Source organism: Lentzea xinjiangensis (genome assembly GCF_900110955.1).
GTDB classification, from domain to species: Bacteria; Actinomycetota; Actinomycetes; order Mycobacteriales; family Pseudonocardiaceae; genus Lentzea; species Lentzea xinjiangensis.
Window position 1 is genome coordinate 1 of sequence record NZ_FOFR01000033.1, and the last position, 12,582, is coordinate 12,582.

Sequence of the window (12,582 nt, forward strand, 5' to 3'; positions counted from 1 at the left end):
AACACCGGCACCCACTCCGGCCGGTCCGCACTGATCACCCGCTCCACACCAAGATCATCGATCGCGCCGAGACGGCGTTACGGGACAACCTTTAGGGGCACGCAAGGTCCCGGATCTACCTACCTACAGCTTCCAGTTGGAGGTCTGCGAGTTCCGCCAGCAGGAGAAATGCACCACATCGCTCATCCGGTTCTTTTGGAGGCAGGCACATCGCGCACTGTTTCGTGATGCACCCCGAGCTGCTCCGCCCGCCGACGGATCACCGGCTTCGGATCCAACTCCCGACACGGCAGGACCGCACGAGCCCTCAGCTCGTCGGCGTACTTCTTCGGCGCCGCCACGGACGACTCCCCTCAGGTCCTATCGGGCCATGCTCGGATGTCTCCGAGCTTCCGGGGAAACCTCACACCTCACTGCCGTTGCGATACCAGGCGGTCCTAGGCTCCTGACGTGGCCGACAGGGTCGTCGCCGGTCGGGACCAACGCGATGATCGGTGTCGACAGGCCATTGTCCACATAGGACTGGATCCGATCGCGGCAGGCTTCGGGCGCGCCGTGCACGATGAGGTCGTCCACCACCTCGTCGGGAATCATCTCGAGCGCCTCGCACCGGTCACCACGGTTCCAGGCGTCGTGCATCGGCTTGAGCACCTCTCCGCGGCCAAGCCAATTCTGGAACGCGGCATAGGCGGGCACAGTCAGGTACTCCGCGATGAGTCGCCGGCCGAGCCGACGCGCAAGCGCCCCGTCCGCGGTGGGACAGACGAAGACCCGGGCGACCAGTTCGACGCTCTGGCCGACTACTTCCCGTATTTGGCGCACGTCACCAGGAGCGAGCCAGTTGGTTATCACACCATCGGCTTCCTTCGCGGCCAACCGCAGCATTTCCGGCCTCAGGGCGGCGAGCGCGATGGGTGGCGGCGGATCGACCGCGTACTCCAAGCGGAAACCGCTGACGGAGAACGTCTCGTACGTCTCGGTCACCTTCTCGCCGCCCAACGCGGACCGCAGGAACAGCAGCGTGTCCCGGACCCTGCGGAGAGGGGTCGCGTACTCTCCTGCGTTCCACCGCTGCACGATCACCTGCGATGACGCGCCGATTCCCAACACGAACCGGCCGGGGGCCAGTCCCGCGAGCGTCGCCGCGTTCATCGCCAGGAGCGCCGGACCACGGGTGTACACGGATGCCACCGCGGTGCCCAGCCGCAGCTGCTCCGCCCACTGAGAGGCCAGCGCCAGTGGCGTGAAGGCGTCGGTGCCCGCCTTCTCGGACGTCCAGATGTCGGTGTACCCGAGGTCCGCAAGCTCCTCGACGATCCTCCGGTGTTGCGCGAGAGGGACCCCTGGCAAAGGAATGGTGATGCCCCACCGGCTCATGTGCGCTTGCTAGCCTGCGGGCGCCAGATCGGATACAGCGAAGGACCGCCTCGCAAGGTGATCGGCTCGCCCAGCCGCACCTGCCCGAGCCGCTCGTACAACGCCAGGTTGCGCAGGCAGCTGGCTTCGCCGTACACGCCCGCGTCCGCACCGTCAGCGAGGGCGAACTGAGCCTTCTTGAGCCTGGTCCCGAGCCCTTTGCCCTGCCGCCCTGGGACCGTCGAGAGGAAAGTGCCGTAGAGGTGCGGCGGTACATCTCGTGGATGGTTGTCGTTGAGCAGGTTCATGAAAGCCACCGCCCGCTCAGCCTGGTCACCCAGCCGTTCCGTCAGCTGCCTGATGATGTCGGCGTGGTCCTCCGCCGTGGGCAGGACAGACGGCGGGTAGAACAACGAGACGGCGCTGAAGTCGTCGACCTGGAGCGCGAGTCCGCCACCAGCGAACGTCGATTTTACGATCACGGTGAAGAAGTGCCGATTGGCGTCCGTGCGGCGTTCCGGGTCGGGGAAGATCCAGGAAAACACGGGGTCGTCGTAGAAGGCTCGGGTGTAGACGTCGACCAGGGATTCGGTCTGGTCTTCGTGAACCGTGTTGATCATCGGCACGGTGGTGGGTCCTCTCGATTCGCGACAAGGGGTCGGGATGATCATTTCTTCACCGCAGGAGTCCGGTGCGCCGCCGCGTGTCGCGCGATCTCCGCATGAGTGGCCCACCAGACTCCGGCATGGGCGGCGATGTGCGCCAGCAGCTCGTCCAGCACCTTGACACGTGAACGGTGCCCGATGATGTGCGGATGGAGCGCGAGGGTGAACAAGCCACCTTCGGCGTAGGCCGCGTCGAACTCGTCCTGCCAGATCCGCAGCACTTCACGCGGCGCCAAGACCTGCTTTCCCAAAGCGTCGTCAGGAAAGTAAGGGGCGTCATCCCGGATCCAGGACACCGGAATCTCGGTCACCCCGGTCGCCTCACCCCGGTGCAGGAGCTCGTAGGGCTGGTCGTCGGCCATCAGGGAGGAGTCGTATTCGAGTCCGAGTTCCCTGATGATCGGCAGCGTGTGCACGGTGAAGTCCCAATACGGCGTACGCAGACCCACCGGCCTGACACCGGTTGCCGCCTGCAGCCCGTCCGCGCTGCGCAGAGCCAGCTCCCGCTCCTGGTCCGCAGTCAGCTCGCCGCACTTCTCGTGGATCCAGCCGTGCAGCCCGATCTCGTGCCCGTCAGCTCGGACCGCCGCCAGCCCAGCGGGATCGAGCGCGGTGGAGACGACCGGGTAGAAGAACGTCGCAGGTGCGGAATGCCGGCGGAGGGTCTCGAGAACTCGAGGCAGGCCGACGCGCGCACCGTACTGGCCTTGCGACAGAAGACCAGGTCCCGTCTCACCGCGGGAAAGGGGAAGCGTCTCGTTGTCGACGTCGACCGAGATCGCGACGGCCACGCTTGCGTTCTGCGGCCAACTCTCCGGGGCCAGCCGGATACCCGCGTTCGTCTCGTCCACCACGGATCGCCATTGCGACTCCGACCACCCCCAAGGCGAAGAACCCGGATTTAGCATTTTTCAGAACCTTTCCCGATCAGGCTGCAAGAGCAACTACGAGTTCCAAGACTTTCGTCCGCCGGAGCGGCCATACGCAATCCAGTGCTCGGCCGGACTGATCAGTCCCATTGACGCGATGAGCGGAGCAGGCAAACTCCACCCCCTCGACAGCGCCACGCAGCCTCGATTCCACGAGCAACTCCATCAAGCTTTTTTACGCTCATCCACAGGCCATTTTCGGAGCCCAAAAGGATGCTTCGATCAACTTTCTTTTCCGCACTCAGATCTCCTACTCTAGTTTGAGCAGCGATGAGCGCCAATGAATCGTTCCAGCGTGCGGAACTCGCTTCGCGACATTCGCCCAGCTGGCTTGCGCGGCAATCTCCGCCGACACGCTAGAAGCCGAGGCACGGGCGCAGGAACACATCTGGCAGCACGGCGGGTTGTACACCAATGCACTGATGACACCGGCGTGTCAAGAATACTTTTCTCGCCAGGTCCGAGCCAAGTGCGGGCGTGACGTCCACGGCCGCACAACGTGGAGGTAATCGGCAAAACGAACATCATGCAATTGCTTCTCGGTCGGGTCTCAAGCCTCTGCAGAGAAGCACTCGAAGCAAGACGCCGAATGGATAAGCGTATCAACGTCGTTACGAGGTTCCGCCTGATCGCACAGGTGGTTCGAAAGACGAATCCCACACATGAACACCAGCACCGTCACGTCGCGACAGATCGAAGTTGTGAATCCCGCATACCCAGTGCGGCATGGTGCGCGAGCCGCCGGAGTTGTGGAGCCACCGCTCGCACGTCAAACCTGACGGAGGGACCGACCACTGTGATCACGACCGGCGGCGCGGCTCCGGAATCGCGCAGTGCGACAGCCAGGCTCGTCACCCCGAGCCGCCATTCGTTGATGTCCGCCGCAATGCCACTGGCCTGCGCCGATACCACTTCCCGCCGGAGCCGGCCCCTGTCCGTGATGGTGAACTCGGTGTAGCGGTGAAGCTCAAGATCTTGTTCTTCCTGGGTCCACGCGTGTGCCAGGAGCAGCTTGCCCGCAGCCGTGCAGTGCAGAGGCAGCGTGTCGCCGAGGTGGGTCGCGAACCCCGCAGTTCGGCTGCCGCACACCCGCTTGACGACACGCGCGACGCCTCCCGCACGCACGACCAGCAGAACCGGGTGTTTGACCGTTTCGTGAAGGTCGGTCAGATAAGGGAGGACGCGGTCGTAGACCCCAGGCTCGACGTCTGTGCCGGAGGACGACAAACCCGCAACCTTGACCGTCAACTCGTAGCGCCCGGCAGCGGTCTTGACGAAACCCTCATCACACAGAAAGCCCAACATCCGATGTGTCGTCGTCTTCGGCAGACCCGCCTTCCGCGCCAGCTCGGCAACGCCGACCTCGCCCTGACAGAGACTGAAGGCTTCCAAAACGGCGAGCACCTTCGCCGCAGCAGCCTTGCCCGCCACGGTGTCTCCGTCCGACTGGCGGGTATCGCCTCCGGGCTGCGAACCCGTGCAGGACGTGCTGATCGACAACACCGCCACCACCCTTCATCACCTCCTCGACGCGACCTGCGGAGGAGCAGTCACGACGGTATGGAATCTGGTTACGACGAACCTGTGGAACTCCGCAATCATCGGACCGAGTTCCACAGTGCGGTTTTCCGCAATCGCCGTGACAGACCCAGGAGCGGCGTCACCCGGATGGGTGACGCCGCTAGCGCCCAGGACAGCGAGGATCAGATCAATCTGCGGTGCAGCCACGATTTCCGGGAAACTGAATGACGCAGTCCCGCTCGCTTCAATTTTCACAACGCTTTGCGCTGATCGGGCGGAGGCGCGAACCCGACGAAGCCGCGTCATCAGGGATCTCAGTCGTGATTTTCGATCGCGCCGGTGGAGAGCACCGGTCGACACGGAGAAGAGCTCACTGCTGGACGTGGTCCGAAAGGTGTTCCGACTCCTGGCCACCTCATCGCAGCCTAACCGGGTCGCCGTACTCAGCAATCCGGCGCGCGACCCAGAACAATCTTCGCACGCAATTGAAACAGCACGGCAGCGCCCTGAACCTCACCACCGCCGGCACCGCGGTTTTCCATCGCACCCGGCCCTACCGGCGGCGAGCATCACCGATCGGACTGGGATCTCTCGGCGGTGCTGGCACGGTGGCCGTTGTCGACGTTCCCCTGCGTCGTGCACGCCTTGACACGAGCCGGGCATCGGCCCACCGTGCACAAAGATCATCTTCTGGTCACGGCAGTTCGGGACGTGTTCCCGCCCAGCCGTTCGAAGATTCCCGAAACAAGGCCGCACCCGCCACCGACTGATCACCGACCTGCAGTGCGACGACCATGCCGTTCCACAGGGCGGAATGACGCCTTGTTCCCCACCGGCGCGACAGCAATATTCGAACACAGCACACTCACGAGGGAGTTTTGTGAACCAGCAAAGCGCCGACCCGGTATTCCTCTTCGCCGGCCACGGCGGTTATCTTCCGGGTGGCCTGCACGAGTTCGCAGACGACTTCGCGGGGCTGCCCGCCGTACTGGAGCAGATCAACGCAGCGTCCACGGCCGCGGACGGACCTGAGGTAGCCGAGTTGCTCACCGACCGCACAGCCCCGACGCTCCAAAGCCTGGTCGAAGACAATCCCGGCAGACTCCACTTGGCGGTCTTCGCAACCGAGATCTGCCTGTACGACTTCTACACCCGTTGCTGCGGCCTGACGCCCGCTGTCCTGGTGGCACGTGTCCTACCCGTTCCACCACGCTCCGCTCGACGAGGCGGCAGCCCGGTTCTCCGCCGTGGTGGACGCGGTCACTTGTGCCGCGCCAAGCATCCCGGTCCACTCACCTTTGCTGAGTCAACTGGTCGTGCGGCTGGCGGATGTCCGCGAAGTGCTGGCATGTCACCTCGTGCGTACAGTCGCGTTCCTGGACTCCCTGCTGACGCTCGGAGCAGAGTGGCGCCACACCTACCTTGAATGCAGCGTCAAATCCGTGCTGGTGAAACTCGTGCGAGCTGCCCGCGGGGAGGCGCCCGTGAGCGTCCCGGCTTGAGCGAAACACGGCTGGTGCTGCTCCCGCTATGAGGCCTGCGCCTGCACTCGGTCCACCCCACCGCACTCCAGTCACCTGCGCCTCACAACGATGTGGACGCCCAGACCGCGTCTCTCCAACAGCCTGTCAAGCCTGTCGTTCATGACCCGCGACCGCCACTTCGCCACCGGTGAACGCTGAACCCCAGCTGCTGGAGCTCGCGTTTCTCGTTGCCCGAGCGCAATGAGCGCTGAGGCCTGACCGAGTCGCGCGTTGGAGTTCGAACGGACGCGTATTTCCAATCTCACTGAAATATTGGCGATCGATCTTCTCTTCACAATGCACCTCTGGAGGTCAAGGTATGACGCGCGTGGTCATGGCAGCGATTCCCTTTCCGGGGCATGTGAACCCGCTGCGCCCCATCGCCGCACACCTGGTGGCCAAGGGGTATGACGTCACCTTCGTCACCGGTACCAATCTGCGCGACGCGGTCCTCAGCACGGGCGCCGCCTTCCATCCGCTCAAGGGGCACGCCGACTACGACGGCCCGAACGTGTACCAGTCCTTCCCGCAGCTCACCTCGGTCGCGCCCGGGGTCGAGCAGATCGCCGTCTACCTCACCGAGGTACTGGCCAAGCCCATGCGGGAGCAGCACGAGGCGATCCAGGAAGTACTGGCGCAACAACCGGACACGCCCACGGTCGTGCTGCACGAGATGTACTTCAACGGGCTGTGGCCGATCCAGCTGGGCGCGCCGGGCATCCGACCCGCGCGGGCGATCGGTCTCGGTGTCACCGTACTTCCGCTGTACAGCGTGGACACGGCACCTTTCGGCATGGGTCTGCTGCCTGACGCGTCGCCAAGCGGACGGGAACGCAACGCTCGGCTCAACGCGGAGGTACGCGCGGCGTTCTCCTCCGCGCAACGCCTCGCCGAGCAACTGGTCCGCGACTGCGGTGGCACCGGCACACTGCCCTCTTACTTCGACGCCCAGGTCGTGGTAGCCGATGAATGCCTGCACCTGTCCATCCCCGCCATGGAGTACCCGCGCAGCGACCTCCCGAGTTCGGTTCGCTTCGTGGGCGTGCCTTGGGAGGAGGACCACCAGGACGTGCCACTGCCGCATTGGTGGGATGACGTGCTCAACGCCGAGAACGTGGTTCTCGTTTCGCAGGGGACGGTCAGCAATGACGACTACTCCGAACTGATGCTGCCCACGATCGAGGCTCTGGCAGGCCAGGACTGCCTGGTGATCGCCACCACCGGCGGCCGGCCGGTGAGCGACCTCGGTGATCTCCCGGACAACGTGCGTGCCGCCGAGTACATCCCGTACACGCAACTGCTCCCGCATGTTGACGTGTTCGTCAGCAACGGCGGATTCGGCGGGATGCAGATGGCTCTCAGCCGTGGTGTGCCACTCGTTCTGGCGGGCGAGACCGAAGAGAAGAAGGACTCCACCGCACACGCCGCGTGGACCGGCGCGGCCATCAACCTCGCGACGGGCAGGCCGCGCGCCTCCGACATCGGTGACGCGGTACGCGAGGTGCTGCGTGATGACACCTACCGCGCCGCCGCGCGACGGCTGCAAGCCGAGTACGCGGAGTACGACGCGCTTCGCACCATCACCGACATCGTCGAAACGGCTTGCAAAACACCGGCATCGCAGGGAACCGGCGCGATCGGCGACCTTCTCCACTCCTGAAGTGCGGTCTCGGGAAGCGTGCTCGCGGAACTGGTGCAACAGGTAAGAACCGCCCCAGCGGTGCTCGGCGGCCGAGTTCGCCGAGCACCGCGACCTTCCCGCAACTCAGATGAAGCGCCTCTCCCAACTCTCAGCAGAACGGCATGTGAAGATGCACATTTCGCGCACCAGCGAGCGTCAGCGGCGGAACTTGCTAGCGGAATTGCTTTCTGACGACAAGAAGCTGATCACGGCATTGGAGACAACGCTCACAGGAAGCGACGTGGTGGGCAATGTCGAGAACTTCGTCGGTGCGGTACCCGTACCTCTCGGGCTTTGCGGCCCCGTCCTGGTGAACGGACAACACGCCGTGGGCGAGTTCGTGGTTCCCATGGCGACGCTGGAGGGCACCTTGGTGGCCTCGTACAGCCGCGGTGCGAAAATGCTCAAGGCGTCGGGAGGCTGCGAAGTCGTCGTGACGGCCGACCGCTTCCTGCGGGGCATCCACTACCGAGTGGAGACCCTCCGCGAAGCGCAAGACCTGGTGATGTGGTGCCGAGCCCAGGAGCAGGTGCTTCTCGCCCAGGCGGAGAGCACCAGCGGTCATCTGCGTGCGCAGCGGCTCACCTACGAACACGTCGGCTGCACCGTACTGGTTTCAGTCGAATTCACCACCGGTGACGCAATGGGCAGCAACATGGCAAGCAAAGGGATAGCCGCGGTGTCGGAGCACATCGTTCAACACAGCGGCATCAAACTGGAAGAGTTCCTGCCGTACCCGGAGGACAAGAAACCCATTCCGGCACGCCTGAAAGGCAAGGCGGTGACCGCGCGGGCAATACTCTCGGCAGACGTCGTAGCTTCTCGAGGGCGAACGGATGTCCGGCGGCTGGATCGATACATCCAGGCTTACCGGAGCACGCTGGCACTGCACGGCAGCTCGTCGCTCAACATCCACGTCGTCAACGGCATGGCAAGCCTGTTCCAGGCGTTCGGGCAGGACATGGCGTACCTGGGTGAGTGCGCGAAAGGAATCGTGGACTCCCGCGTGACAAGCAGTGGCGACTTGGAGATCTCCCTGACGCTGCCCACGCTCATCGTGGGAACGGTCGGTGGCGGAACGGGTCTGCCGGCCTTTCAGGCCACCCTCGGCATGGTCGGCTGCGTCGGCACCGGCAAGGTGGCCAAGCTCGCCGAGATCATCGCTGCGGTGTTGCTGTCCGGCGAAGTCGGTTGCGCGGTCGCCCAATGCGCGAGCGAGTTCGTCTCCGCGCACGAGTCCCTTGGACGCAACAATCCGGACAAGCTGAACTGAGCCTTCTCGCTCGGTTCAGCTTGCTCGGAGTCACTGGTGACTGAGCGCGGCTGATCGGTAGGTCGCTGTCGAGTGCGGTGTGACCGCGTTCCGTGTTGTGGTGTTCAAGCCACTGCAGCGGTGCAGGTGCCGTGGACACGGTGAACGCGCGGCACGCCCTGCCCAGCGAACCAGGCGGCTGCGCAGAGCACGTGGTCGTCGACCGCGGCGTGCCGTGCCGGTACGGGTGAGACCCTGCGGGCGGGTACAGCGGTGCGGGCAGGGCCACAGCGCGGCTCTGTTCGCGGCGCCGCGACCCGTCCGTCCAGTTCGGCAGATGTGTGGAACGGTTTGCGGTGCGGTCGGCTCGATCGATCGGCCAAGCCCGCTGGGCCCTGCTCACGGAGTCGGCGCACCCCAGCGATGCGCGCCCTGCCGCGACACCGAGTTCCCCTCTGCGCAACCGGTCTGGCAGCGGCGATCCGTGAACCCAGGACCAGGCGTTCGTGCACGATCCGGCGGGCGTTGGTGTGTTCCATCGAGGCCTCCGGGTGCGGTGATGACTGACTTCTCGGTCACCACCGCACCCGGAGGCCTCATCCATGATCACGGCCACACACGGTCACCAACGTGTCAGCCCCGCGGCCGGCCTCCTCATCGGCGTGGCACGACTTCGAACTGGCCCATCATCGAGTGGGTCGCGTGGTCGAGGAAATGACAGTGGAACGGATAGCGGCCGAGGTGGGAGTCGAACGTGGCCTGGATGCGGACGACGTCTCCGGGGAACAGGCGGACGGTGTCCTTCGGGTACGAGTCGTAGGCGGGCTCGGGCTTGCCGTTCCGGTCGAGGACTCTGAACTGCACGAGATGCAGGTGCACCGTGTGCTGGATGCCGAGAGCGGCGTCGTCGTTCACGATCTCCCAGATCTCGGTCGAGCCGTGCTCGATCGTCGCGTCCACACGATTCGGGTCGAATCCTTTGTCGTTGATGACGAACTGGCCGCTCGCGAGGTCGAGCCGCAGGACGAATCGCCGGGTTTTCGTGGCCCTTCCTCGCAGCGGGTTGTTCGCCGGCCATCCCGGAATCTCTCTCCGCACCAACGGAATCCGTGTACGGGACCAGCTGGGGATGGCGATCTCCGGCTTGGACCACGAACCCTTGTCGCCGACCCGGAACTGCAGGATGTCCCGCTTGTTCTCGGAGAGGGCCGCGACGTTCTGCAGCGCGATGGCGGTGCCCGGCGGAACCGACCGGAAGTCCACCAGGACCTCGGCACGCTCCGCCGGCCAGACGTCGATCTCCTGCCGTACGGCGGGCACGCGCAGGAAGCCGCCGTCGGACGCGATTTGCAGGAAGGGCGCTCCGGTGGAGAGCCGGAACTTGAACATCTCCAGGTTCGAGCCGTTGATCAACCTGAGGCGGTACAGCTTCCGCTTGACCTCGAAGTAGGGCTGTGGCCGCCCGTTGACGAGAACCGTCGGCCGGTTCAGGAAGTCGTCAGGTACGAAGACGAGCTGGCCCTTGCTGTCGAACTTCGCGTCCCTGAGCATCAGGGGGACGTCGAATTCGCCACTGGGCAACGGAAGTACCGCGTCCACGGGATCCGACAGCAGATACGCGCCGGAAAGGCCGCGGTAGACCCGTTCGCCTTCGAGATGATGCGTGTGGTCGTGGTACCAGAGCGTGGCGGCCCGCTGGTCGTTCGGATACCGGTACACCCTGGACTGGCCGGGTGCGATCGGGTCCATCGGATGCCCGTCACTCGACGCCGGGACGTCAGCGCCGTGCAGATGCACCGTGGCAGGGCCGGGCAGGCCGTTGAGCTGCTTGATCACCACGGCGCGACCACGCTGGGCGCGGATGGTGGGGCCGGGAAAACCCCCATTGAAGGTGAGTGTCCTGGTCCGGATGCCGGGGAGGACCTCCAGTTCGGTCTCCGCGATCCGCATGTCGTAGAAATCGGTGTCCGCCGTGCTTCGCGTGGGCTTCAGCACCGGGGGGATCGACAACGGCAGCGAGAACGGCAGCACCTCCGGCGGGTCGTCAGAGAACGCGGATGCCAGTTGTTTCGTCGGAAAGATCAGGGCCGCGCCGACGACGGAACCGAGTTTGATCGCATCTCTTCTGTTCAGCACGTCGATCACCTTCGGGGATTCGGGAGGCGGTCCGCAGGTGCAGGACGACCGCGGCCAGCAGGGAGAGTACGAACGAGTACTGCAACACGGTGATCGCCGCGGACATCGTGTTACCTGGTGAAATCGCGTTGCCGACGGTCAGCCCTGCCAGAGGGATCGTCGCCGAGGCGCTGAGGACGGCCGACATCGCCGCGAAGACCAGCACAGCGGTGATGCGCCCCGCCACCGCCCACCGCCGGGTGGTGACCATGGCGAGCAGCACGCTCGCCATGGTCGCGTGCGCGGCGAGCATTGTGATGCCGGCGAAGTTGGGGACGGCGGACGCCACGATCGCAGGGGGTGGGGTGAGCGTCCCATCTGCTCCCGCGTGGTGTCCGGCATCGGCTGGAAGGAGCGACAGCGACCGCGGTCTCACGTCCAAATAGGACGACCAGTCCCGGATCTGCCAGGCCATGACCGCCGCGAGGGCGATCGCGAGCAGGACCAGTGGAGTCGTGGGCCAGGAACCGCCCGGTGACGACGGGGACGCGGGCCGGACTGCGACCTTTTCTTGCACAGAGCCACCTTCCCGCCCGCATCCTTCGGATCAGTACATCGTGTTCGGGTTGGCCGATGTCGGCGGAGTGGGCTCGATGACCACCCAGTGTTCCAGCAGTTTTCCGTCTCGGACGCGGTACAGGTCGGCGCCGACGCCGTTCTTCATGTCGAAGAGGTTCTCCAGGTGGACGAAGACCGCGACCAGATCGCCCTCGGCGACGACGGTCTTCACGTTCGCGCGGTAGTCCGGCTGCGCGGCGAACGCGTCGTGGATGAACTGCTGCAGCGCTCCGGACCCGTTCGGGACGTTCGGGAAGTGCTGGTAGTAGGGGTTGTCCCCGATGTAGCGGTCCAGTGCCTGGAGGCGGAGTTCGTCATCGGGCTGGTTGACGATCTCGACGAAGGCGGCTCGGGCGACGTGTTCGCTTTCGGCGTCCGTGGCGAACGGCAGCGACTTGGAGATCCTGGGCGAGCTGAGCGTGGAGAACATGTCGTTGCCCGTGCCCGGTGGCCGGACGGCCTCGTTGACTTCCCAGTGCTCGGCGATCTTGCCCTTGTCGAGGCGGAAGAGATTAATCTTGGCGACACCCGCGTCGCCGGCCTTTCCGACGAAGTGGCTGTGTGTCACGACCAGGTCGTTCTGGGCGATGGTCCGCTTCACGGTGTAGCGGAGGTCCGGATTCTGGTTCCGCAGGCCCGCGTGGTACGCGCGGAACGCGGCCCGGCCGTCGGCGATCGCGGGGTAGTGCTGGATGAGGTCGGGGCGCACCACATTGTCGAGGTGTCCGAAGTTCCCGCGGTTCAGCGCGGTGTAGAAGCCGAGGACGATCGCCCTGTTCACCCTTTCCTTCGGGGAGGCGATCGACTCGAACGCGCCCTGCTGGTGGGCCGGTGCGGCGGTGACGGCCGGGCTGACGGCGGCGGTCATCGTGACGGAGAGGATGATCGGCACGACCACACGTGAGCGGGTTCGGGATCGGTA

The 12,582-nt window shown here is 65.0% G+C and carries 10 protein-coding genes; 3 read left to right on the top strand and 7 right to left on the bottom strand.

Annotation, left to right across the window (positions count from 1 at the left end; all coding sequences use genetic code 11):
* Window positions 1-360: 360 nt before the first annotated feature.
* The 4 genes from BMW88_RS38875 to BMW88_RS38890 all read right to left on the bottom strand — a co-directional run bounded on the left by BMW88_RS38875 (window position 361) and on the right by BMW88_RS38890 (window position 4,462).
* Window positions 361-1,377: an LLM class F420-dependent oxidoreductase gene (locus BMW88_RS38875; RefSeq protein ID WP_089961619.1), complete on the bottom strand. Its 1,017-nt coding sequence runs from the start codon at window positions 1,375-1,377 to the stop codon at window positions 361-363.
* Window positions 1,374-2,027 (bottom strand): GNAT family protein, encoded by a 654-nt coding sequence (locus tag BMW88_RS38880; RefSeq protein ID WP_143116471.1) that lies wholly within the window; start codon window positions 2,025-2,027, stop codon window positions 1,374-1,376. Before BMW88_RS38880 ends, BMW88_RS38875 begins: the two co-directional genes overlap by 4 nt.
* Entirely contained in the window at window positions 2,024-2,872 is an 849-nt protein-coding gene (locus BMW88_RS38885; RefSeq protein WP_245778364.1) for a polysaccharide deacetylase family protein, read from the bottom strand. Before BMW88_RS38885 ends, BMW88_RS38880 begins: the two co-directional genes overlap by 4 nt.
* 756 nt (window positions 2,873-3,628) lie before the next feature.
* Entirely contained in the window at window positions 3,629-4,462 is an 834-nt protein-coding gene (locus BMW88_RS38890; protein WP_089961627.1) for an IclR family transcriptional regulator, read from the bottom strand.
* A 1,199-nt stretch (window positions 4,463-5,661) separates the two neighbouring features.
* Between BMW88_RS38890 and BMW88_RS38900 the strand changes: the two genes are divergently transcribed.
* From BMW88_RS38900 to BMW88_RS38910, 3 genes are all read left to right on the top strand, one after another.
* On the top strand, window positions 5,662-5,973 hold the full coding sequence (locus BMW88_RS38900) for a hypothetical protein (protein ID WP_089961633.1): 312 nt from the start codon (window positions 5,662-5,664) through the stop codon (window positions 5,971-5,973).
* Window positions 5,974-6,313: 340 nt separating this feature from the next.
* Window positions 6,314-7,654: a glycosyltransferase gene (locus tag BMW88_RS38905; RefSeq protein WP_143116472.1), complete on the top strand. Its 1,341-nt coding sequence runs from the start codon at window positions 6,314-6,316 to the stop codon at window positions 7,652-7,654.
* A gap of 109 nt (window positions 7,655-7,763) precedes the next feature.
* A complete protein-coding gene (locus BMW88_RS38910) occupies window positions 7,764-8,948 on the top strand; it encodes a hypothetical protein (RefSeq protein WP_089961640.1) in 1,185 nt (394 codons plus the stop codon).
* 633 nt (window positions 8,949-9,581) lie between these two features.
* Here the strand turns inward: BMW88_RS38910 and BMW88_RS38920 are convergent.
* The 3 genes from BMW88_RS38920 to BMW88_RS38930 all read right to left on the bottom strand — a co-directional run bounded on the left by BMW88_RS38920 (window position 9,582) and on the right by BMW88_RS38930 (window position 12,552).
* Complete coding sequence (locus BMW88_RS38920) at window positions 9,582-11,063, bottom strand: multicopper oxidase family protein (protein ID WP_177221638.1); 1,482 nt, start codon at window positions 11,061-11,063, stop codon at window positions 9,582-9,584.
* Window positions 10,972-11,391: a hypothetical protein gene (locus BMW88_RS41480; protein WP_143116474.1), complete on the bottom strand. Its 420-nt coding sequence runs from the start codon at window positions 11,389-11,391 to the stop codon at window positions 10,972-10,974. Before BMW88_RS41480 ends, BMW88_RS38920 begins: the two co-directional genes overlap by 92 nt.
* A 258-nt stretch (window positions 11,392-11,649) precedes the next feature.
* Window positions 11,650-12,552 carry a nuclear transport factor 2 family protein gene (locus BMW88_RS38930; protein ID WP_177221639.1) on the bottom strand — a complete coding sequence of 301 codons (903 nt, stop codon included), beginning with the start codon at window positions 12,550-12,552 and terminating at the stop codon, window positions 11,650-11,652.
* Window positions 12,553-12,582: the final 30 nt, after the last annotated feature.